The 21314-nt window shown below is 35.8% G+C and carries 22 protein-coding genes; 8 read left to right on the forward strand and 14 right to left on the reverse strand.

What is annotated here, in order from left to right; translation table 11 throughout:
- Window positions 1-120: 120 nt before the first annotated feature.
- The 7 genes from ACPDG9_RS11225 to ACPDG9_RS11255 all read right to left on the reverse strand — a co-directional run bounded on the left by ACPDG9_RS11225 (window position 121) and on the right by ACPDG9_RS11255 (window position 8578).
- Window positions 121-1176, reverse strand: coding sequence for a linear amide C-N hydrolase (locus ACPDG9_RS11225; protein ID WP_430527843.1), 1056 nt, complete (start codon window positions 1174-1176; stop codon window positions 121-123).
- 22 nt (window positions 1177-1198) lie between these two features.
- Window positions 1199-2503, reverse strand: coding sequence for a cryptochrome/photolyase family protein (locus ACPDG9_RS11230; RefSeq protein WP_430527844.1), 1305 nt, complete (start codon window positions 2501-2503; stop codon window positions 1199-1201).
- A 66-nt stretch (window positions 2504-2569) separates the two neighbouring features.
- The gene (locus tag ACPDG9_RS11235; RefSeq protein ID WP_430527845.1) at window positions 2570-4000 is read right to left on the reverse strand and encodes an anion permease; all 1431 of its coding nucleotides are present in this window, start codon (window positions 3998-4000) and stop codon (window positions 2570-2572) included.
- Between the two features lie 25 nt (window positions 4001-4025).
- Window positions 4026-5231, reverse strand: a complete 1206-nt coding sequence (locus ACPDG9_RS11240; RefSeq protein WP_430527846.1) for a porin — start codon at window positions 5229-5231, stop codon at window positions 4026-4028.
- A gap of 1 nt (window position 5232) precedes the next feature.
- Complete coding sequence (locus tag ACPDG9_RS11245) at window positions 5233-5988, reverse strand: succinate dehydrogenase/fumarate reductase iron-sulfur subunit (RefSeq protein WP_182648313.1); 756 nt, start codon at window positions 5986-5988, stop codon at window positions 5233-5235.
- An 8-nt stretch (window positions 5989-5996) separates the two neighbouring features.
- Complete coding sequence (locus ACPDG9_RS11250; protein WP_430527847.1) at window positions 5997-7916, reverse strand: fumarate reductase/succinate dehydrogenase flavoprotein subunit; 1920 nt, start codon at window positions 7914-7916, stop codon at window positions 5997-5999.
- Window positions 7917-7927: 11 nt separating this feature from the next.
- Window positions 7928-8578 (reverse strand): succinate dehydrogenase cytochrome b subunit, encoded by a 651-nt coding sequence (locus tag ACPDG9_RS11255; RefSeq protein ID WP_430527848.1) that lies wholly within the window; start codon window positions 8576-8578, stop codon window positions 7928-7930.
- 389 nt (window positions 8579-8967) lie between these two features.
- On the opposite strand from ACPDG9_RS11255, the gene ACPDG9_RS11260 reads away from it, so the two are divergent.
- From ACPDG9_RS11260 to ACPDG9_RS11270, 3 genes are read left to right on the forward strand one after another with little or no spacing between them, the layout of a single operon-like run.
- Window positions 8968-9465 carry an RNA polymerase sigma factor gene (locus ACPDG9_RS11260; protein WP_430527849.1) on the forward strand — a complete coding sequence of 166 codons (498 nt, stop codon included), beginning with the start codon at window positions 8968-8970 and terminating at the stop codon, window positions 9463-9465.
- A 14-nt stretch (window positions 9466-9479) separates the two neighbouring features.
- Window positions 9480-10094 carry a hypothetical protein gene (locus tag ACPDG9_RS11265; RefSeq protein ID WP_430527850.1) on the forward strand — a complete coding sequence of 205 codons (615 nt, stop codon included), beginning with the start codon at window positions 9480-9482 and terminating at the stop codon, window positions 10092-10094.
- A gap of 43 nt (window positions 10095-10137) precedes the next feature.
- Window positions 10138-11079: a LysR family transcriptional regulator gene (locus ACPDG9_RS11270; RefSeq protein WP_430527851.1), complete on the forward strand. Its 942-nt coding sequence runs from the start codon at window positions 10138-10140 to the stop codon at window positions 11077-11079.
- Window positions 11080-11209: 130 nt separating this feature from the next.
- Here ACPDG9_RS11270 and ACPDG9_RS11275 read toward each other — a convergent pair whose 3' ends face one another.
- From ACPDG9_RS11275 to ACPDG9_RS11290, 4 genes are all read right to left on the reverse strand, one after another.
- Entirely contained in the window at window positions 11210-11929 is a 720-nt protein-coding gene (locus tag ACPDG9_RS11275; RefSeq protein WP_002986137.1) for a response regulator transcription factor, read from the reverse strand.
- An 11-nt stretch (window positions 11930-11940) separates the two neighbouring features.
- On the reverse strand, window positions 11941-13491 hold the full coding sequence (locus ACPDG9_RS11280) for a sensor histidine kinase (protein ID WP_430527852.1): 1551 nt from the start codon (window positions 13489-13491) through the stop codon (window positions 11941-11943).
- 97 nt (window positions 13492-13588) lie between these two features.
- Window positions 13589-14188, reverse strand: coding sequence for a dephospho-CoA kinase (gene coaE, locus ACPDG9_RS11285; protein ID WP_430527853.1), 600 nt, complete (start codon window positions 14186-14188; stop codon window positions 13589-13591).
- Window positions 14189-14197: 9 nt separating this feature from the next.
- Window positions 14198-15193, reverse strand: a complete 996-nt coding sequence (locus ACPDG9_RS11290) for a glycosyltransferase (RefSeq protein WP_430527854.1) — start codon at window positions 15191-15193, stop codon at window positions 14198-14200.
- A 168-nt stretch (window positions 15194-15361) separates the two neighbouring features.
- Here ACPDG9_RS11290 and ACPDG9_RS11295 point away from each other — a divergent pair, with 168 nt between their 5' ends.
- The 4 genes from ACPDG9_RS11295 to ACPDG9_RS11310 all read left to right on the forward strand — a co-directional run bounded on the left by ACPDG9_RS11295 (window position 15362) and on the right by ACPDG9_RS11310 (window position 18976).
- Window positions 15362-16915 carry a PglZ domain-containing protein gene (locus tag ACPDG9_RS11295; RefSeq protein WP_430527855.1) on the forward strand — a complete coding sequence of 518 codons (1554 nt, stop codon included), beginning with the start codon at window positions 15362-15364 and terminating at the stop codon, window positions 16913-16915.
- On the forward strand, window positions 16916-17332 hold the full coding sequence (gene tsaE / locus ACPDG9_RS11300) for a tRNA (adenosine(37)-N6)-threonylcarbamoyltransferase complex ATPase subunit type 1 TsaE (protein WP_430527856.1): 417 nt from the start codon (window positions 16916-16918) through the stop codon (window positions 17330-17332).
- Between the two features lie 10 nt (window positions 17333-17342).
- On the forward strand, window positions 17343-18539 hold the full coding sequence (locus ACPDG9_RS11305; RefSeq protein ID WP_430527857.1) for an alanine dehydrogenase: 1197 nt from the start codon (window positions 17343-17345) through the stop codon (window positions 18537-18539).
- A 62-nt stretch (window positions 18540-18601) separates the two neighbouring features.
- Window positions 18602-18976: a DUF4258 domain-containing protein gene (locus ACPDG9_RS11310; RefSeq protein ID WP_182648338.1), complete on the forward strand. Its 375-nt coding sequence runs from the start codon at window positions 18602-18604 to the stop codon at window positions 18974-18976.
- Window positions 18977-18996: 20 nt separating this feature from the next.
- On the opposite strand, the gene ACPDG9_RS11315 is transcribed toward ACPDG9_RS11310, so the two are convergent.
- From ACPDG9_RS11315 to ACPDG9_RS11325, 3 genes are all read right to left on the reverse strand, one after another.
- Window positions 18997-19557, reverse strand: a complete 561-nt coding sequence (locus ACPDG9_RS11315) for a helix-turn-helix domain-containing protein (RefSeq protein ID WP_430527858.1) — start codon at window positions 19555-19557, stop codon at window positions 18997-18999.
- Window positions 19558-19560: 3 nt separating this feature from the next.
- The gene (locus ACPDG9_RS11320; RefSeq protein ID WP_430527859.1) at window positions 19561-20010 is read right to left on the reverse strand and encodes a GNAT family N-acetyltransferase; all 450 of its coding nucleotides are present in this window, start codon (window positions 20008-20010) and stop codon (window positions 19561-19563) included.
- Between the two features lie 117 nt (window positions 20011-20127).
- Window positions 20128-20328, reverse strand: a complete 201-nt coding sequence (locus tag ACPDG9_RS11325; protein ID WP_182648345.1) for a hypothetical protein — start codon at window positions 20326-20328, stop codon at window positions 20128-20130.
- 302 nt (window positions 20329-20630) lie between these two features.
- Here ACPDG9_RS11325 and ACPDG9_RS11330 point away from each other — a divergent pair, with 302 nt between their 5' ends.
- The gene (locus tag ACPDG9_RS11330; RefSeq protein WP_430527860.1) at window positions 20631-21242 is read left to right on the forward strand and encodes a hypothetical protein; all 612 of its coding nucleotides are present in this window, start codon (window positions 20631-20633) and stop codon (window positions 21240-21242) included.
- The last annotated feature ends 72 nt before the right edge of the window (window positions 21243-21314 follow it).

Here is a 21314-nt window from a genome sequence, read left to right on the forward strand (position 1 = left end):
TACTTTATATTAACCTTTCTCAAAGTTAAGCAATTCTAACCTATTTTCACTTTCAACTCGTTTCTACAAAAAAAGCAATGCTGTACAGCATTGCTTTCTATATTCTTTCATAAGAACCTATTAAACTCCCATAAATTGGAAGGGTTTACTTTCTACGAGTTTATCATTTGATAAACCGAAATACTGTTGTCTCTTGGAAACATCTAATTTTTTCACTTTGTTTTTCTCACCAAAATCCAGCGTTTTCAGATCTAACCACAAAGGTGATAACGTCAATGGATCTTCATAATAGTACACTAAATTCTTCTGATCGGAAACAGCTCTCCATTTTGTGGAAGATAAATTGGGATATCCCTCAATATGAACACCATAAGGGACAGAGCAATTGCGAATTACACTAAACGCAGATCCGACAGCTACCATAGTATCATCACTTTGATCTACGGCTGTAGCGTAGTACGATGCACGAGCAAAGCGGTCTTCTGATCGACCCGTTCCAGGTAATACTTGATTGCCTGGTAAGAATGCCCAATAATCTCTAATGGCTAATTGCTTGTCATACGTTGGTGAATTGGTCACTACCGTATAAGAGGGATCGTGGTAGATTTTTAATTTCCCATCGATATATTCTAGAACTGCATTGTCTCCTTTAGCATCAGACATCGTTAAATGCACTGTTGCTAGCGTAGTTCTTCCTGGTGTATTCGCTGTAACAACTGCAACTGGATTTTTTTGCAAATCAGCAACAGCTTCTGCTACAGTAGCATAATTATCCAATACATACTGAGCCCATATTGCTAAACTCATTCCCTTTTGCTTTCCATTCGGATCATAATCAGGATATTGAGATTCCACCAACCACAAGATATTAGCAACTAATCCTTTTTCATTCATTCCATCTGTTGTAGCAATATCAAAAGCTGATACGATAACACTTCCGTATTTTGACTTCCATTTGGCAGAAGCCTTTCCTACTTCACCTGTGCGTTCCATTCCTCTGGGAAAAACCCAAATATTGGGATCGATCTCATCTTTCCAATCCATTGAACGCGCTGTGATAATAGTATTATTAGGTCCTTTGTATACCACACGGGTACACGCATAAGCATCTGATGCAAGGGGTAGTAAAAAGGCTGCTAAGGCTAAATTAGCTACCCAAATTCTCCATTTTTTCATAGTTATAGAATTATTTATGTTTTTATTTCAGTGCTTGTTTAAAAGCTGTTAAAGCTCTTTCCCGAGCAAATTTGTGTTCTACAAGAGGAGGTACATAGTCTTCAGTCCCATATTCAGGTATCCATCGTTTGATATATTGCTCATCTTTATCGAACTTCTTTTGCTGTTCGGATGGATTAAAAACCCTAAAATACGGAGCAGCATCACACCCACACCCTGCTGCCCATTGCCAATTACCGACGTTCAGTGCTAAATCATAATCGTTTAGTTGTTGTGCAAAATAGGCTTCTCCCCAACGCCAATCAATCAAAAGGTGTTTTACCAAAAAGCTTGCCACAATCATACGCACGCGATTGTGCATATAGCCCGTTTGATTCAATTCTCGCATACCGGCATCAACAAAAGGATACCCGGTTTCTCCTTTACACCAAGCATTAAACTCTGTCTCATCATTTCTCCATTGAATTTTTTCATATTCACTTTTGAAACACATTCTTGCAGAAGAGGGATAATGATATAAAATAGCCATGAAGAACTCGCGCCAAATCAGCTGGCTCAACCAAGTTTCATTGTCACGTAACGCTTGTTTAACACAAGCGCGAATCGACACCGTTCCGAATCGAAGGGCTATTCCCAAATGGGTCGTAGCATCTAAAGCAGGATAGTCGCGTTTTTCGGTATAATTTTGAATAATTGAACGATCCAATACGGGCGGTTGGGCGTCTATTATTTTAGCAGTACAATATCCTATCTTGGACAAACTTGGTAGAGCGGCTTCTTTATCTTTAGGCATAAAACTCACTTCTTTTAACACTGTTGTCCAATCGCTTACGTGTTGTTCTGTTAACCTACTCCTCCATAACTTTGCATAGGGTGTATAAACTTTATATGGAGTATGATCACTTTTCAGCAATTCATTTGCCTCAAAGATCACTTGATCCTTAAAGCTATAAAAAGCAATATTCTTTTGTGCTAACAAGTTTTGTACAGCGCTATCCCTCTTCCTTGCTTGGGGCTCATAATCGGTGTTGGTATAAACTGCTGAAATGGGATACTTTTGCAGCAAATACTCAAAGGTAGGGATCACTTGGTTATGATAGACAAATACTTGACTATTCAGTGGGTACAACACTTCATTCATTTGCTCTAAAGCTCGATAAATATACGGTATACGTCGATCGTCTTTGGAGGGAAATTGATCTAAAATAGCAGGATCAAAGATAAACACGGGCAAAACTTTTTTCCCTGTTCGAATAGCATGATACAATCCAACGTTATCGTGCAAACGCATATCTCTTCGAAACCAAAAAAGTACAATATCTCCCATAGTAACCCTACTAAAAAGACCCTTTATTCTACTTAACAAAGGGTCTTTAAAGATAGTTTTTTTTATTTAGAAATAACCAATAATACTTAGCCAAGTTGTTCCAATAACCAAATAAATAGCCAGCAAAAACACACCAATAATCAATCCGTACATCCACCAAGACTTCAATTCGACATAACCACTTCCGAAAAATACGGGTGCAGGACCATGTCCATAATGGGTTAATGTACCATAGATTGACCCCATATATCCAAGCGTTAAAGCGAGTAACATAGGAGGTACTCCAAGTGAAACTCCTACACCTAACAAGGCTGCATACATGGCTGCAACGTGAGCGGTAGCACTAGCAAAGATGTAGTGACTCAAAAAGTAAACAACCACAATTAGAGGGTAGGCGTAATGCCAGTCAATTCCTCCCATTTGCGTTTTTACCAAATCACTAAACCAGCCAATAAAGCCCAACGTATTGAGAGAACTCGCCATCATAACTAATACAGCAAACCATACAATCGTATCCCAAGCTCCTTTTTCAGATTTGACATCATCCCATGTCAACACAGAGGTTAACAAAAGAATAGATAGCCCGATAAAAGCAGTAGTTGTTGCGTCAATTGTAAATAAATCACCTGTAATCCACAAGAAAAGCAATATAAAGAAAGTCAATAACATCAACTTTTCAGGTAGTGTTAATTTACCCATTTCTCTTAATTTCTCAGCAGCAATCTTAGGAGCATCTCCTGTTTTCTTTAATTCAGGAGGATAGATTTTATACAATACTAAAGGAGTAAGAACAAAGGCGACCACACCAGGAACAAAACCACCAATAGCCCAATTCATCCAGCTGATATTAATTCCAATATCGGCAGCAAATTTCTGACACATAGGATTACTCGCAGTACCCGTTAAGAACATAGCCGAAGTAATCAAATTGAGATAATAACAGTTCAAAGTCAGAAAAGAACCTACTTTTTTCTTGGTTTCCTCTTTACTCGGATCAGAACCAAAATTCATCGCCATCGATTTCATGATGGGGTAAATAATTCCACCTCCACGAGCTGTATTACTCGGAATTGCAGGCGCTAAAACTAGATCCGCTAAACCTAATCCATACGCTAAGCCCAACGTACTTTTTCCGAAAGCACGGATAAATAAATACGCAATTCGATTTCCCAATCCCGTTTTAATAAAACCTCTTGCGATAAAAAAGGAAATACCGATTAGCCAGATGACTTTATCGCCAAAACCCTTTAAGCTAAGCGTTATCGATTGTCCTGCATTCCCAGGCGCTAACAGTTGAAAAAAAGCAGTTAGTCCAACCGCGATCATACACATTGTTCCCATAGGAGCAGCTTTGAGAATAATTCCCAAAATAGTACTGACAAAAATAGCAAACAGATGCCATGCCTCAGAAGTCACTCCTTCTGGGACAGGACAAAACCACAATAATATCCCTATTAGTACGGTTATTCCGAAATTTTTTAAATTGACTTCTTTCATAGAAGGAGTTTTATTTGTTGTTTGTTTATTGTAATCTACATTGGAATTGTAAAAAAGCTAAATTAGAGTTGTAAGACTTCGTATGTTCAACGTTTGTTTTAAAATTGTCGATCTGCATGCCTAATTGCAAACGAGCACCATAGTTCTTTAAGAATTCAATACTCACCATTGGCACCCACGTTTGTCTAGCATTGGAGTTTATGTGTGCACTACCCTCTAAATATTCATAGCGGCAAGCAAATTCAATAGCCTGTAGTCGATTCATACCCAATTCATAGCGAATATTAGGAACGATATAGAAACTCTTCATCAGGTAATCATCTATATCGCCAATACGTTGGTCAACGGGTTGAGTAAAATACATTTGATGATTTACCCCTTGTTTTGCCTCTAGTTGAAAATCAATACTCCAACGATTACTCAGCGAAAAAAAAGCAGAAGCTTCCGCCCCAACGGCATAAATCGTTTGACGTTGAACCTCACCAACACCTCCACTTATACCCAAGTTTATTTTGCGCTTAGGATCTACATTAAACAACAAACGGCTGGAATAATGCTTCCCATCGTCGTTATCCGTTTTGTTTTTTCCATTTCCGTTGGTTACCGAAACCCCGTAACTCATGGGTATACGGCCTAGATCAACACTACCTGTTACAGCAGCACCAATTTGAAAGCTCGTCCATCCATTATCTCCAAACATATAGTAGGAGTTAGAGTAATCAATTGATTTTACTACATCCACAGGATACGTTTCCTCCATTCCAAACAGAGGTCTAAATTGCCCAACAGTAAACTGTAAATAGCGATTTACCGTGTACTTTGCATAGGCATTTTCGAGTACTTTATTTTTGGGATCCGATTTAAAATCTGCTAAATTAACCAACGCTACCACTTCTAAGTTTTCTGTTACTTTGGCATTCATAGAAACGCGCATACGTTTAATTTCAAAAGAGTTATTCGTTCCTTCTCCATCTCCATAGTGCATCCCATTAATATCCACACCTCGTTTAAAATTATCTAAATAACGCGCTTGAAAGACACCCCCTACTTTAAACTGAGGGTAGTTTTGCGTAACGTCATTCAAAACAACTTTGTCTTCGAATATTCGAATTGTATCTTGCGGAATGGTCATTTCTGTTGCCATACTCGCTTCTTGCGCCCAGCTATTTGTAGTAAACAAGCCTATTCCACTGAGAAATAGACTTGTTATCATCCCTTTTAATTGTTTCATTTTACTTCTTTTTAAACTTGAGAAAGCTAGCGCGATTGTACTCATAGTTCATTCGAGCAATGTTTAAAACAGAAATACCTTGCGGACATTCTACCTCACATGCCTCTGTGTTTGAACAGTGTCCAAACCCTTCTTCATCCATTTGAAAAATCATATTCAATGCGCGTTCTTTGCGTTCTTGCTGAGATTGAGGCAAGAGTGCAAGCTGGGTAATTTTCGCTGAAGTAAACAAAGCCGCACTACCATTCTTACAAGTAGCAACACAAGCTCCACATCCAATACAAGCAGCAGAGTCAAAAGCAGCTTCTGCCGTTTCATGAGATACAGGAATCGTGTTAGCTTCAGGAGCTTGCCCCGTATTAACAGATACATACCCCCCTGCAGATATGATGCGATCAAATGCACTTCGGTCAACTTTCAAGTCTTTCTTAACCGGAAAACCAGCTGCTTTAAAAGGCTCTATTAAAATCGTTTCACCGTCTTTAAACTCTCTCATGTGCAATTGACATGTCGTTGTATTTTCTAAAGGACCATGTGCATTGCCGTTTATCACAACACCACATTGCCCACAAATACCTTCCCTACAATCGTGGTCAAATTCAATTGGGTCTTCTTTTTTGGAAATTAACTGTTCATTTAAGGTGTCCAACATTTCTAAAAAAGACATATGTGTATTCACATTATCTATCGTATAATCTACCAGTTTACCTTCTGATTTACGATCTCTTTGTCTCCATATTTTAAGATTCAATTTCATAGCCCCTATTATTTATAACTACGGATAGTTGGTTTTACGTATTCAAATGTTAATTCTTCTTTGTTCAAAATTGGCTCTTGATCTAATGATCCTGGCCATTCCCATGCAGAAATAAATTGAAATTGCTCATCGTTACGAGCAGCTTCTCCTTCTTCTGTTTGGTATTCCTCTCTAAAATGCGCCCCACAAGATTCATCACGTGTTAAGGCATCATAACACATCAGGGTACCGATTTCTAAATAATCTGCAACACGACCTGCTTTTTCCAATTCTGAATTAATTGTTGCATTGCTACCTGGAACGTGAACATTTTGATAGAATTCTGCTCTCAGTTTTTTAATTTCTTCAATAGCAAACTCTAAACCTTCTTTTGTCCGTGCCAAACCACAATAGTCATAGAGTAGTTTACCTAATTTTTTATGGTAGTAATCAACCGTTTTATCGCCATTGATTTTCAACAGCCCTTCTAATTTGTCCTTCACTTCTTGCTCTGCTTTTTCAAATTCAGGATGATCTGTTGTGATTTTACCCACTCTGATTTGGTCAGCTAAATAATTTGCTATAGTATAAGGCGCGATAAAGTATCCATCTACAGATGCTTGAAGAAGTGAGTTAGCTCCCAATCGATTAGCTCCGTGATCAGCAAAATTTGCTTCACCCAAGGCGAAAAGTCCAGGAATAGTAGTCATCAATTCATAATCTACCCACAATCCCCCCATAGAGAAGTGAGCTGCAGGCGAAATCATCATAGGTTCCTTATAGGCATTTGTACCCGTAATTTTCTCGTACATGGTAAACAAGTTGCCGTATTTTTCTGCAATCTTCGCTTGCCCTTGTTCTCTAATTGCTTTCGAAAAATCAAGGTAAACTGCATTTTTTAAAGGACCTACTCCATACCCTGCATCGATGCGTTCTTTGGCTGCACGAGAGGAGATATCACGAGGAGCTAAGTTTCCAAACGCAGGATAGCGACGTTCTAAATAGTAATCTCTATCTTCCTCTGGAATATCATTAGCTACTCTTGTTTCGTTTAGATTTTTTGGCACCCAAATACGTCCATCATTTCGAAGTGATTCGGACATTAAGGTCAATTTAGACTGATAATCACCGGATTGAGGAAGAGAGGTTGGATGAATTTGCGTCCAACTTGGCGAAGCAAAAAACGCACCTTTCTTATGTGCTCTCCAGATTGCTGAGCCATTACAACCCATCGCAAGTGTTGATAAATAGTAGATTTTACCAAATCCTCCAGTTGCCAAGACCACAGCATGTGCTGCATGTCTTTCGATTTCACCTGTTTCTAAATTTCGAACGATAACTCCTCTTGCTTTACCATCAATCACCACCAAATCCAACATTTCATGAGAAGAGTACAGCGCCACTGTTTTTTTATTCACCTGACGCATAAGTGCCTGATACGTTCCCAACAGCAATTGCTGTCCCGTTTGTCCACGTGCGTAAAAAGTACGACTAACTTGAACTCCTCCAAAAGATCTATTATTCAGGTACCCACCATATTCTCTACCAAAAGGAACTCCCTGAGCAACAGCTTGATCAATTAAATTAACAGAACATTCTGCCAAACGATACACGTTGGCTTCTCTAGCTCTAAAATCCCCACCTTTTAAAGTATCTACGAACATTCTGTAAACACTATCCCCATCATTTTTATAATTTTTTGCTGCGTTAACCCCTCCTTGAGCCGCTACAGAGTGTGCACGACGAGGCGTATCTTGAAAGCAAAACGATTTTACATTATATCCCATCTCACCCAAAGAAGCAGCTACAGAACTACCTGCTAGTCCCGTTCCTATAACGATTACATCCAACTTTTTTCTGTTCGCTGGATTGACCAAACGAGCATTCTTTTTATAGTTCAACCATTTTTCTTCTAATGGTCCACTTGGAATTTTTGCATCTAATTTCATAACAAGTTGTATTAATGGGTGATATAAATATAAATAGGCATTAAGGCAAATCCTACACATAAGATAACGGCATAAGCAACACCGAATACGTTAATCCAGCGTACGTATTTAGGATGAAATAACCCCAAGGTTCTAACTCCGCTAGTAATACCGTGAATCAAGTGATAAGCTAAAGCAATCATCGCAATAACATAAACGACCACTAGCCATAACTCTTGAAAAGCAGTAACAACTACTGTGTACAAATCTTTATTTCCATTGGCATCCAATCCAATCGAACCGAATTTATAAACGTACCAGAAGTTTTGGAAGTGCAGCACGAGAAAGATCAAGATGATGACACCTAAAACCCCCATGTTGCGACTGTACCACTTGCTAGCCCTACCTCTTCTGTCTCGTTTGTAGTTACCGCCCGCTTTTTGATTTTTTGAAGTAATAATCAGTGCGTAAATAGCATGTCCGAGGATGGACAAGTAAAGTACATAAGACACACCTTTTACCAACGGATTACCCGTTAGAAAATGAGAATAAGCATTAAAGCTTTCTCTTGCGTGTTCGGGTTCTAGAAATAACTGTGTGTTTCCTAAAAAGTGAATCAGTAAAAAGAAACACAGAAAAAGTCCAGTCCCTGCCATTACAATCTTTCTTGAGAGTGTATTCATCTTATTTTTGTTTAATAATTAATTCCTACAGAATTGCACAACTGCTTTTTTTAGAAGGCGCTAAGAAAACCACACAAACAATACCAAAACTCTTTTTCTCTTCTTTTTTCTTAGGCCTTACCCAAAAGCCAAATAGACAATATTTTACAATTTAAACCTTTAATTATATTTAATTTGTACTAAAATTAATAATTATTTAAAACATTTATGAAAAAACACAACTATTTCATTGCTTAAAAAAATAATACAGAATGAATATAAATTACAAAAGAATAACTGCGATATAAAACGACTCTTTTTCCTATAAAATGATTATCTTGAATATGAAATTAAAAAAAAAGTTTTCCTAAAAATGTAACAAATATCATATTTAGGCATCTAATTAAATTATGAAACAAAAGAGTCTTGAATTAGAGTTTGTTACCTTATTGGAAGAGCATCAAAATCTCATCCATAAGATCTGTCGCTTATACACAGATGAGGAATCAGCTCATAAAGATTTGTTTCAAGAGATTTCCATTCAGCTATGGAAGGCATATCCCGGTTTTAGAGGAGAGTCCAAATTCACAACTTGGGCCTATAGAATTGGATTAAACACCGCTATTTCTTTATTTAGAAAAAAGAATAGACAGATTAACACCACCACTTACGATCCTGTTATCCATCATTTTCAGTACCAAGAATACAACGAAGAAGAAGAACAGCAGCTAAAACTCATGTATCGGGCACTTCATCAGCTCAACGATATTGACAAAGCGTTGGTTTTTATGTATCTCGAAAGTAAAACATACGAAGAGATAGCAGAAACACTAGGGATAAGTGAAGTTAATGCCCGAGTGAAAATGAATCGAATTAAAAGTAAACTAAAAAAAACACTAAATCCGTAAGGATTCCCAATACTATGAATGAACTTGATTTATTAAAAAAGCATTGGAACGCCAACCATAACTTTCCAAAGATTTCAAAAGACGAAATCATGAAGATGATTCACAAAAAATCGTCTTCTATCGTCATGTGGATCTTTATCATCAGTGTCATTGAATTTTTACTTCTCAATTTAGCTAGCTTCTTTGTATTTACAGAAGACAGTAATCTAGAAGAGGAGAACAACAGCGCCTTGTTCGTGTTTATTGTCAATAACATCGACTATGTCAGTGGCGTTATCTCATTAGTTTTCATTCTCTTATTCTATACGAAATACCGCAAAATTTGCGTCGCAGACAATACCAAGAATTTGATGAAACAAATTCTTCAAACCAAGAAAACAGTTAATTACTACATTGCTATCAATATTTCATTGATTTCTGTACTTTCTATTTTTGCAATTATCAGCATACTGAGTATGGATGCAGATCCTTCCCATGGTTGGACTTTTTACGCTTTTGTTACGGGATTATTCACCTTAGTATTTCTACTATTCTTTGGTTTTATGTGGCTTTATTACCGCGTAGTTTACGGTATTTTAATCAAGCGATTAATGAAAAATTACAAGGAACTTGAAAAGATAGAAGATTAATGTTGTATCTTGGATACTCCTTTTATCTTTTATTGATCAAGACATGACTATTACACAATTATTATATGCCTTAGCAGTTGCTGAACATCGAAATTTTACCCTAGCAGCAGAAAAATCATTTGTTACTCAACCTACGTTGAGTATGCAAATTCAAAAGCTAGAAGAAGAATTAGGGGTACAAATTTTTGATCGTACAACCAAACCTATACAGTTAACTACGCTTGGTGAAGTTATTATTCAACAAGCACAAAAAATTGTCAATGAATCGAATCGAATTAAAGATATCATTGACCAAGAAAAAGGATTTATAGGAGGAGAATTTAACTTGGGGATTATTCCTACGGTGACCCCTACCCTACTACCTATGTTTATTAAGACCTTTGTTTCTAAATACCCAAAGGTTCACCTAATTATTGAGGAATATACCACTGAAGAAATTATCACGCGATTAAGAGGAGGTTACTTAGATGCTGCTATTGTAGCAACACCTCTAGAATTAGAAGATTTACGCGAAAAAGTATTGTACTACGAGCCTTTTATTGGCTATATCCCAAAAAACTTACAGGGTGAGTTTACCGATAAGATTCGAACAGATCAACTTGACCTAAAAAAACTATTACTCTTACAAGACGGCCATTGCTTTAGAGATGGAATTATCAATATCTGTAAAAATAAAAATTCAGAAAGCGATCGCCCATTTTCATTAGAAAGCGGAAGTTTTGAAACGCTAATCCAATTGTCTAAAGAAGGATTAGGCTATACCTTACTTCCCTATTTACACACACTTCAACTCCATGGTGAGGATCAAAAAAATCTACTGCCATTTGAAGCACCTCAACCTGCAAGAGAAATCAGTTTAATTCACACCAACAACGATTTAAAACTACAAATTATTCAAGCGCTATACGACACAATTTTGAGTGTTATTCGTGGAGCTATTGCGTTTCAAGATGTGAAAATTATTAGCCCTAAAAAGAAGAATTAAGTGCTTTTATTGGATGAGAGAGTGAGAGAATGAGGTGATTAGAGGATGAGAGAACAATACCTTCTGATGAAACCATAAAAAAAAGGAGCAAGATAAAAAAATCTCACTCCTTTTTATTTTATTGAAAAGATTACTCTTCTCCTTCACCTTTTACTACCAAACGGAATCCTTCTCCGTGGATATTTAAAATTTCAACAGCTTCGTCTAATTTTAAATACTTTCTCAATTTTGCAATATAAACGTCCATACTACGAGAGGTGAAATAGTTATCATCTCTCCAAATTTTCGTTAATGCAACTTCTCTTGGCATTAAATCGTTTTCGTAAATTGCCAATAATTTTAGTAGTTCATTTTCTTTTGGGGACAACTTAATTGGTTCTTGATCTTGGAATGTCAAGAATCTCAATTTAGAATTCAAATGAAACTTACCAATTTGGAATTCGAATTTAGTGTTATCTGTTTTTACTTCAGATGTTTTTCTGTGAATAATTGCCTTGATTTTCATCAACAAAACTTCAGAATCGAAGGGTTTGTTTAAGTAATCATCCGCTCCTACTTTATATCCTCTTAACACATCCTCTTTCATTGATTTTGCAGTTAAGAAAATGATAGGCACTTCTTTGTTTTTGTCGCGAATTTCCTTGGCTAAAGTAAATCCGTCTTTGTAAGGCATCATCACATCTAGAATACAAAGATCAAAAGTATCGCGTTTGAACTTTTCGAATCCTTCCATTCCGTTTTTAGCTAAAGTAACTTCAAAGTCATTAATAGCTAAGTAATCTTTCAAGATCGCACCAAAATTAGGGTCGTCCTCTACTAATAAAATCTTTTTGTTGTTTGTTGTTTCCATATATATATTGATTAATTTATTAATGGCATTTTTATAATGAACGTACTTCCTTTACCTTTTTCACTCTCAACATATACTTGTGCATTGTGGTCTTCAACAATTTGTTGAACGTAAGCCAACCCCAATCCATGTCCTTTCACATCGTGTAAATCTCCTGTATGTTCACGATAGAATTTATCAAAAATTCTCTTTTGTGCATTTTTACTCATTCCCACCCCTTGATCGACAACTTTTATCAAGATAAAATCTTTGATATTTTCTGTAAACACATCAATGATAGGCCTTTCCTTTGAGTATTTAATTGCATTATCTAACATGTTAACCATCACGCTGGTCAAATGGAATTCATTTCCTAAAATATCGGATCTTCTTGCATCGAGATGGAGGTTGATTTCTCCTCCTCTATCTTGTATGATCAAACTCACGTGATCCACTGCAGATTCGATAACTTCGTGAATATCCACGGCTTCTTTATCGGCTTCAAACTCTTTCTTTTCAAGTTTTGAGATGCGCAACACATTTTCTACTTGTGCATGCATGCGCTTATTTTCTTCCCGAATCATATTGAGGTAGCGTTCTACCATTTCAGGGTTTCCTATCACTTTTGGATTTTTAATCGCGTCCAAAGCTAAGTTAATCGTTGCTATTGGCGTCTTAAACTCATGCGTCATGTTGTTGATGAAGTCTGTTTTCATTTCTGAAATTTGCTTCTGTTTAATCAACTGGTTAATCGCATTTAAATAAGCTGCAATAATAACAATAGTAAACAAGATAGATAAAAATGTAATTCCAATCAACGAAGAAAAGAGATATTTACTCTTTTCAGGAAAAGTAACGTACAAATGATACTTGCTTTTCCCATCGTTATTCTTTAAAATTGGAACCCCATAGGTTGATCCCTCACTATATTCAAAATCTTCAGACTTAATTTTTGTAGCCAATCCTTTGTTGTAAACTCCAAATTCAAATTTGGCATTCACTCCGTATTGGTACAACTCATTTTGCAATAACTCCTTGAGCTTCTCTTTTGAAATTCGCTCATCCACGCGTTTTAAAGCAACGATATCCTTAAAGTATATCTCAAATTGCGCCTTGTCTAACACGTCTAAATTCCCTGATTTCTCAATCACTTCGTCAGGGTAATTTTGATGTAAGTTATCACCTCCTCGATCAAAGGAATTTCCTTTGTGAATATCTGTTTTTCGCCTAGCCACAAAACTTTTAATGTTTGCACTATCAGCCCTCTTATCAAAGAACGAACTTCGTAAATTAAAATCCTCTAGAATCAACGTATTAGAATAAAATACGGATTCATTCGTCAACGGATCCCGCTCGTAAAAAACGATCTCTTTTAATTCACTTTGCTTTGGCGGTTCGCCAATACTATCCTTCAAATTATTGTACAACTTGTAAAATTCCATTGCTTCATTCTGCTCAATGGCATTTGACACATTTCCAATTACTTGTTGAACATGGTATTTGAATTGTTCTTCGTTGTTGTTATACGAACTAACAATCCAATATAATTGTACGATGATGATTCCAATCAATGAAAAACTCATTATACCGACAAGTATCTTAAATCGTAATTTATTCATCGCAATTCAAAATTATGATTAATAATATATATTCCCTAGTAGTTAACATAAAATTAACCGATTAAATTAAATGATTTTTCAAATTAATGTCACGTATTATCGAAATAATATCACTTTCAAGTGATATTTTGTTATTATTTTCAATTATATACTGACTTCTTCCCATCTTTTCTTCGTCTTTCATTTGATTATTTATAATTTTCATTACTTGTTCTTTTGAAATTCCATCGCGATTCATAACTCTTTCAATTCTAACTTGTTCAGGCGCAACAACTAGAACTACAACATCGCAACTTTTCTCCAATCCACTTTCAAATAAAATAGCACTTTCTTTCATTACAATAGGCTCATTTTCGTGTTTTTTAAGCCATTGATCGAAGTCCTCTTTTACTCGAGGATGAACGATTTGATTCAACTTGTCCAATTGTTCTTTGTGATCAAACACAAGTTGTTTTATTTTCAATCGATCGAGTGTGCCATGTTCTGTTATAACGGAGGTTGTAAAAATTTGTTGTACCGCATTTACAACAGCAGATTGATCCATAATAGCACGAGCGCGTTCATCGGCAATATAAATAGGTATACCGTGTTTCTCAAACAACTTAGCAACGGTTGTTTTACCACTGCCAATCCCCCCTGTTAAACCAACAATAATACTCATTCTCCTTTCCTATTTAAAAAACATTTCTGGCATTCCTACTTCTGGTTTTTTTCTCAATACATACAAGATGTAATTAGATTTTACAAATCCTGTACCATAACCATAAAACTGTACAAAAACTGCACAAATTGACAGAACAGAAACCTTAAAACTCTTCTCTTTTAACAAAGATATCATAAAAATCAAGAAAAAATAAAACAAATAAACAGAAAAAAGTGAATAAAAACCTATAAATAGGAGTAAAAGACTTACTAGTAATCCTATTGTAAACAAACTGGGGAACCAATACGTCATTTTGACATATTCAGGATACCTTTGATTGAGAATGGGTCTTGCCTTTCCGAATTTATTTACTTGAATGTAAAATTTCTTCCAGTCAATTCGTCTTTTGTGATAAACGTATGCTTCGGGAAAAAGTTGTGTATCAAATCCCAAATTCCAAAGGCGAATAGTTAAATCTGGATCTTCGCCAGGATGTATTTTGCCAAATCCATTCGAAGCTAAGAAAGCCTTTTTTGAAATTCCCATATTAAAACTTCTCGGTTGAAATTTGCTTAATCGCTCGGAACCTCCTCGAATTCCACCTGTTGTTAAGAAAGATGTCATCGAAAAGTTGATCGCCTTTTGTACGGGAGTAAAAGTCGACAGCGCCTCATCCGGTCCGCCAAAGCAATCGACATAAGACTCCTTCAAGTATTGATCAACAAGGGACAAATAATTTTCAGGTATAATACAGTCAGAATCCAAGATAATAAAGTAGTCTCCTTTGGCTTTTTGCATCCCGTAATTTCTAGAATCACCTGGTCCTGAGTTAGTTTTGTAATAGTACGCAATATCCAATTGGTCTTGGTAACTTTCCACGACAAATCGAGAATCAATTGCCGATCCATCTTCTACAATAACGACTTCGAAAGGTTGCTGAAACGTTTGCTTTGCTAAACTAGCCAACAATTCATCCGTTTCATCTGGTCGATTGTAAACAGGTATAATAAACGAGTAATACATGATCTTCTTAAAATATCAACAAAAATATTGCTTCCTAAATTGGAATACAAAATTTACTCCTTATATTTATATACATTATTTATATTTTTTACGTTATAAACTGTAAACTTTTTAAAAAAAGCAATACAGTCTACTGTAATTGATTTTAAATATTTGAACTTTTATTATATGAATGCAATTAATATACTTTGGGTTGACGATGAAATTGATTTATTAAAACCTCATATTATCTTTTTAGAAAAAAAAAATTACGCTGTTACAACGGCTACTAATGGAGCTGATGCGATCGATTTAGTGCAACAGCAGCATTATGACATTGTTTTTCTCGATGAAAACATGCCTGGCTTAACAGGTTTAGAAACGCTAAACGAAATCAAGAGTATAAAAAATAGTCTTCCTGTGGTAATGATCACCAAAAGTGAGGAAGAATATATTATGGAAGAGGCGATTGGAGCAAAAATTGCGGATTATCTCATTAAGCCGGTCAATCCCAATCAGATTCTTTTGTGTTTAAAAAAGAATTTAGACGATTCTCGTATTGTATCGGAGAAATCCTCCCTAAGCTACCAGAAAGAATTTCGCAATATAGCTATGGATTTAATGGCTATTGACACCTATGAGGACTGGATTTCACTCTACAGAAAACTTTTGTTTTGGGAGAGTAAGCTCGAAGATATTGAGGATCAGAATTTAATCAATATCTTGGAAGGTCAGAAAAGCGAGGCAAATAGTCTATTTGGTAAATTTATTGAAAAGAAATACGAAACTTGGATAAACACAACTGTGGATCGTCCAACTTTTTCACATGAAATCTTCAAGAAATGGGTAGTTCCTGAGCTCAAAAAAGAGAACAATAAGATTCTATTTCTAGTGATTGACAATATGCGTTACGATCAATGGAGATCTTTTGAACCGCTTGTCTCCAATCACTATAAAATAGAAAGTGAGCATACTTTTTTCTCGATCTTACCTACGACCACGCAGTATGCAAGAAATGCTATTTTCTCTGGATTAACTCCTCTACAGATGGAGCAAATGCATCCTGAATGGTGGAAAAACGACGTCGAAGAAGGAGGGAAAAACCTGCATGAAAATGATTTTCTACAGGCACAATTACAGCGTTTGCGTTTAACGATTCCCAATGAATACTTTAAAATTGTTGGGCAAAAAGACGGTCGAAAATTAGTAGACAATTTCAATGCAATTAAGCACAATCAATTAATTACGATCGTTTATAATTTTGTTGATATGCTTTCTCACGCCAAGACAGAAATGGAGGTCATCAAAGAATTAGCTTCTAACGACAAAGCGTACCGTTCTTTGACTACGAGTTGGTTTAAGAATTCTACGTTATTAGATGTTATTCAACAAGCACAACAAGCTGGATTTAAACTAATTATAACAACGGATCACGGTACAATTAACTGTAACACTCCTTCCAAAGTGATTGGGGATAAGAATACTAGTTTAAATCTCCGCTACAAAACAGGAAAGAGTTTAACATTCGAAAAAAAGGATGTGTACGTGGTTAAGGATCCAAAAAAGATTCAGCTTCCCGCTATAAATCTCAGTAGTTCCTTTATTTTTGCAAAAAATGATTGTTTCTTAGCGTATCAAAATAACTACAACTATTATGTATCTTATTTTAGAAACACCTATCAACATGGGGGTATTTCGCTTGAGGAAATGATTGTGCCTTTTGTAATTTTAAATCCAAAATAGATGGAATTTATTTATCAACTTGACGAGATAGACACCATAGCAGCAAAGGTTTTGCCTTTGTTATCCCATAAAATTGTTTTATTTCAAGCCCCGATGGGAGCAGGAAAAACGACCTTTATCAAAGCGTTGGCGAAACAATTAAACCTTACTGCGATGACGAGCAGTCCGACGTTTTCTATTGTCAATGCCTATCAAATTCCCAATTCAAATGAATCGCTTTATCACTTTGATTTGTATCGTTTAGAAGAGGAAGAAGAGGCTTATGATTTTGGATTCGAAGAATACTTGGACAGTGGACAGTGGTGTTTCATCGAATGGCCAGAAAAGACGCCCAATTTAATTCCTGATGAACACAGCACAATCAAAATTAGTATCTTAGATACAGAAGAGAGACATTTAATGATTACAAATGCTTAAAGTTTAACGTATGGCTAAATTATATCCTTTTTCAAGAAAAACGCTGATTCCGCAAGAAGAATGTTTGCTTGTAGAGCCGCGTAAAGGGGAATTATTTATTGGTGTACCCAAGGAGAATTTCACAGTTGAGAAAAGAATATGTATTACGCCAGAGGCAGTTCAGACTTTGCATGCTTATGGACATCGCGTTTTAATAGAAAAAGGTGCTGGAGAAGCATCTAGCTATAGCGATTTAGAATACAGCAAAGCAGGTGCTGAAATTACGACAGACACAAAGAAGGTATTGGGATGCCCTATTGTTGTCAAGGTCGTTCCCCCGACGTTAGAAGAGATCAAGCTCATGACCCCACACAGTGTACTGTGGTCTACGATTCAGTTAAAGACACTCGATCCCTCCTACTTTAAAGCTTTAGCCAAGAAAAAAATTTCCGCCATTGGCTTTGAGTTTATCCAAGACAAAAATGGTTCTTTTCCTGCGACGAGTATTTTAAGTGAAATAGCGGGAATTGCCTCGATTCAAATTGCTTCGGAATTGATGACAACCACTAATAACGGCAAGGGTTTATTGATGGGCAATATCACAGGTGTTGTTCCTACGGAAGTAGTTATTCTCGGTGCGGGAATTGTGGCGGAATACGCCGCAAAAACGGCAATTAGTATGGGAGCAAATGTTCGAATTTTCGACAATTCAATTCAAAAGCTCCGCCGTTTACAAAACAACCTGCCCTTCCCTGTTTCGACTTCTACGATTCAAGATAAGATTCTCTTGAAAGCCTTGATGCGTTGTGATGTTGTTATTGGTGCGATACGCGGTCAAAATAGAGCACCTATTGTTGTTACGCAAACCATGGTCGAAAGCATGAAAAAAGATGCAGTGATCATTGATGTTGCCATAGATAATGGAGGGTGTTTTGAAACTTCGGAACTAACAACCCACGAGCAACCAACCAAGCGAAAATATGAGGTTATTCACTATGGTGTGCCTAATATTACGTCGAGATACTGTAAAACAGCCTCCATGGCTATTAGCAATGTCATTACTCCTTTTTTATTGGAATTTGCCGATAATGGCAATCTAGAAGGTACCGTTTTTACAGACAATATACTTAAATCGGGTATTTATACTTACAAGGGATTAATTACAAATAAAATTGTTGCTGATTGGTTTAACTTAGACTATAAAGACATTCGACTTTTCGCCTTCTAATTTTTTGCTAATTATTTAGTTTTACAACGCTATATTGCTACTTTTGTATAAATTTTAAAAAAATGAGTTTTATACAAAGACTTGCGTATTATTTGTTTGGCCTTTTAATTGGCTGCATGTTTTTATTTTACTTTTTTGGAGAAAAGAAAACAGAGTTTTGTTATTTACCCAATTGTAGAGTTTTAAAAGATTTGAGAAGCAAGCCTGTTCAATATGGTCCTGATGCTGAACTTAAATTTAAAGAAGGTTGGGTTGTTGAAGAGGATATTCGAAAGTCTTTACAATACGGGAAAGTAGATTTTGACAAGAGTAACGTTGCTTACGAAGAAGGTAAAATCTATATCATTGAAGGACGTAATGCTAACAATGATCCTATTACCATTAAAATGGTAAACTACACGGATAAAGTCAAACTTTTAGATATAACAAAGCCCTAATGATTAGGGCTTTGCTTTTTTTATAATTGATCTAATTGTCTTCGATGGGGAGTTGTCAACTGTTTAAACCCGGTGGGAGTCATCCCTGTTATTTTTTTAAATTGGGTACTAAGATGCGCTACACTGCTATAGTTTAAACGAAAAGCAATTTCTTTGAGGCTCAATTCATCGTATAAGAGTAGTTCTTTTACTTTTTCAATCTTGAGTTGAATAAAATACTGCTCTATCGTTGTCGATTCAATCTGAGAAAAAAGTTGGGTTAAAAAGAGATAATCCCTATTTAATTCCCCTGCTAAATAGGAAGACAGAGGAGTCTCTAATGTCCATTGCTCGGTTTGCAGCAATGCGACTAAAAGAGCTTTAATCTGTGCAACAAGTTGTTTTTCTTTATCGTTTAGCAATTCAAATCCGACCGCTTCTAAACTTTCAGCAAGTTTTTGAAGCGCTTGATCATCGAGTGGTTCTCCTAGCTCTACCTCTCCTAATTTAATAGCGATAGGCGTGTGATTTAATGCTGTAAGAATCTGTTCTACAGCAAGTATACAACGATGGCAAACCATGTTTTTAACAAATAACTTCATGATCTAACTCGTTACGGGTTCGTAATACATATCGTATAAATCGAGTCCTTCAGCCCAAAAATCTTTTTGTATTTGTTTGATAACAAAGCCGTATTTTTCATAAAAAGGATATACAACTTGTGAAGTTCGAACGCGAATATGATCAATTGCCGGAATCTTTTGCAAGATACGCAGGCGATACAACAGCAAAGCACGTCCTATACCCTTACCTTGCGAAGCAGGAGCAATAACATCCCAGCTAATTCGCCCTTCTTTTTCTTTGACTAAAACATTGATTCCACCAGCCCCCAGGAGCTGTCCATTTTCCTCAACAACAAAATATTGATCTATTTCTTCTTCTAAATATCGCTTATATTCTTCAATCTCTTCAGTAGCGAAATAAAGAGGAACGTTCTTTTCTATCAATTGAAGTAAGGCTTCTTTGTCTGATTCTATATAAGGGCGTATTTTCATTTTACATTTGATTTACTTTCAAAGATAAAAAAAAGGAACCGAACAATAGAATATCCTCCCCTTTCAGCTGAAAAAAGAAAGTACAAAAAAAGCCATCTCGACAGAGATGACTTTTCGTTATACGGTTAATAAATGCAATGAATCGCTTAATTCAGGTTTCTCTTGTACAAAGCTATTCACCCATTTCCCTAATTGTTCAACATCATAAGGAACTAAATGATCTAGTGCTTTCTGTAACTCTTTATAAAATAATTTCGAGTCAAAACTAACGCTTTCTAAAACAGTTTTCGCATAGTTCAACATTACTCTTGTTTTCATAACTCAATATTTTAAAATCTTACTACAGGATAAACATACTCCTTTTTTTAAGTAAATCAAGTTTACGACCAATATTTTAATATTATTTTAATACTTCAGTATTTTAGGCTAAACACCCCTTTAAAACGCATTTTTTTTAAACTTATTATACGAAGTACAAAAAAAACCAGTTCTAATTGAGAATTCTCAAATTATCATCTTTTATCCTCCGTTAACTGTAAAAAAGATGCATTAAAATTCAAAATAAGTCGTACTTTCCCCACAAGGAATTATGCATTTGTTTAACATTTAATCTATTGATAATGAAGATAAAATCAAATTTATCTCGAGCAGCAGTACTCATTTTAACGATAATTTTTCTGATTACAGCTGTTACTTTTGAAATTTTTGAACTGAGTTCATTACCTGCTCAATTTTTTGGTACTTTATTGGGGGTTGTTATTACTGCTATCATTACGGTACTATTGCTACAAGGACAGACAAAAAGCGAAGAATCTAGAGAGCGAAATTTAATGGTTTTCGAGAAGAAACAGGAGGTATTCTTTCACTTTTTGACGCAGTTAAACACGATTTTGCAAAAAGAAAAACTTACCCTTCACTTGAGTCACGATAAAACTTTAGAACGAGAAGTACACAGCTTACAGGACTTGCTTTTTGAATTTGGTTTTTTACAGATGCATACTTCTTCAGAAACATTCAATCAAATTCTGGTATGTGTTGGAAATTTAATGGACGAAAGTAAAAAGATTAAACATATTGAAGAAAAGACAGAACGCGACTTTGAAGTTTACTACAAAGTATTGGCTACTGATTTTTTTTCGATTGTATCCCTTTTAAAATTAGAGCTATACAACGCCGCACCTGAGTCTATAGACAAAAAACAATTGGATCGAATTATTCGACTTTCCTTTTAAACTTACTATAACAATCAAGTCTAAAATCCGTTAGAAGGTTGAGGAATCAAATGTGATTTTTCTAAATTTGAA

The organism is Myroides sp. C6-3 (assembly GCF_050522425.1).
Taxonomy (GTDB): domain Bacteria; phylum Bacteroidota; class Bacteroidia; order Flavobacteriales; family Flavobacteriaceae; genus Flavobacterium.

What these genes read in the sequence shown, in the direction of transcription:
- ACPDG9_RS11225 (WP_430527843.1), bottom strand. Translation starts at nt 1,176, where the DNA reads ATGAAAAAATGGAGAATTTGGGTAGCTAATTTAGCCTTAGCAGCCTTT.
- ACPDG9_RS11230 (WP_430527844.1), bottom strand. Translation starts at nt 2,503, where the DNA reads ATGGGAGATATTGTACTTTTTTGGTTTCGAAGAGATATGCGTTTGCAC.
- ACPDG9_RS11235 (WP_430527845.1), bottom strand. Translation starts at nt 4,000, where the DNA reads ATGAAAGAAGTCAATTTAAAAAATTTCGGAATAACCGTACTAATAGGG.
- ACPDG9_RS11240 (WP_430527846.1), bottom strand. Translation starts at nt 5,231, where the DNA reads ATGAAACAATTAAAAGGGATGATAACAAGTCTATTTCTCAGTGGAATA.
- ACPDG9_RS11245 (WP_182648313.1), bottom strand. Translation starts at nt 5,988, where the DNA reads ATGAAATTGAATCTTAAAATATGGAGACAAAGAGATCGTAAATCAGAA.
- ACPDG9_RS11250 (WP_430527847.1), bottom strand. Translation starts at nt 7,916, where the DNA reads ATGAAATTAGATGCAAAAATTCCAAGTGGACCATTAGAAGAAAAATGG.
- ACPDG9_RS11255 (WP_430527848.1), bottom strand. Translation starts at nt 8,578, where the DNA reads ATGAATACACTCTCAAGAAAGATTGTAATGGCAGGGACTGGACTTTTT.
- ACPDG9_RS11260 (WP_430527849.1), top strand. Translation starts at nt 8,968, where the DNA reads ATGAAACAAAAGAGTCTTGAATTAGAGTTTGTTACCTTATTGGAAGAG.
- ACPDG9_RS11265 (WP_430527850.1), top strand. Translation starts at nt 9,480, where the DNA reads ATGAATGAACTTGATTTATTAAAAAAGCATTGGAACGCCAACCATAAC.
- ACPDG9_RS11270 (WP_430527851.1), top strand. Translation starts at nt 10,138, where the DNA reads ATGACTATTACACAATTATTATATGCCTTAGCAGTTGCTGAACATCGA.
- ACPDG9_RS11275 (WP_002986137.1), bottom strand. Translation starts at nt 11,929, where the DNA reads ATGGAAACAACAAACAACAAAAAGATTTTATTAGTAGAGGACGACCCT.
- ACPDG9_RS11280 (WP_430527852.1), bottom strand. Translation starts at nt 13,491, where the DNA reads ATGAGTTTTTCATTGATTGGAATCATCATCGTACAATTATATTGGATT.
- coaE (WP_430527853.1), bottom strand. Translation starts at nt 14,188, where the DNA reads ATGAGTATTATTGTTGGTTTAACAGGGGGGATTGGCAGTGGTAAAACA.
- ACPDG9_RS11290 (WP_430527854.1), bottom strand. Translation starts at nt 15,193, where the DNA reads ATGTATTACTCGTTTATTATACCTGTTTACAATCGACCAGATGAAACG.
- ACPDG9_RS11295 (WP_430527855.1), top strand. Translation starts at nt 15,362, where the DNA reads ATGAATGCAATTAATATACTTTGGGTTGACGATGAAATTGATTTATTA.
- tsaE (WP_430527856.1), top strand. Translation starts at nt 16,916, where the DNA reads ATGGAATTTATTTATCAACTTGACGAGATAGACACCATAGCAGCAAAG.
- ACPDG9_RS11305 (WP_430527857.1), top strand. Translation starts at nt 17,343, where the DNA reads ATGGCTAAATTATATCCTTTTTCAAGAAAAACGCTGATTCCGCAAGAA.
- ACPDG9_RS11310 (WP_182648338.1), top strand. Translation starts at nt 18,602, where the DNA reads ATGAGTTTTATACAAAGACTTGCGTATTATTTGTTTGGCCTTTTAATT.
- ACPDG9_RS11315 (WP_430527858.1), bottom strand. Translation starts at nt 19,557, where the DNA reads ATGAAGTTATTTGTTAAAAACATGGTTTGCCATCGTTGTATACTTGCT.
- ACPDG9_RS11320 (WP_430527859.1), bottom strand. Translation starts at nt 20,010, where the DNA reads ATGAAAATACGCCCTTATATAGAATCAGACAAAGAAGCCTTACTTCAA.
- ACPDG9_RS11325 (WP_182648345.1), bottom strand. Translation starts at nt 20,328, where the DNA reads ATGAAAACAAGAGTAATGTTGAACTATGCGAAAACTGTTTTAGAAAGC.
- ACPDG9_RS11330 (WP_430527860.1), top strand. Translation starts at nt 20,631, where the DNA reads ATGAAGATAAAATCAAATTTATCTCGAGCAGCAGTACTCATTTTAACG.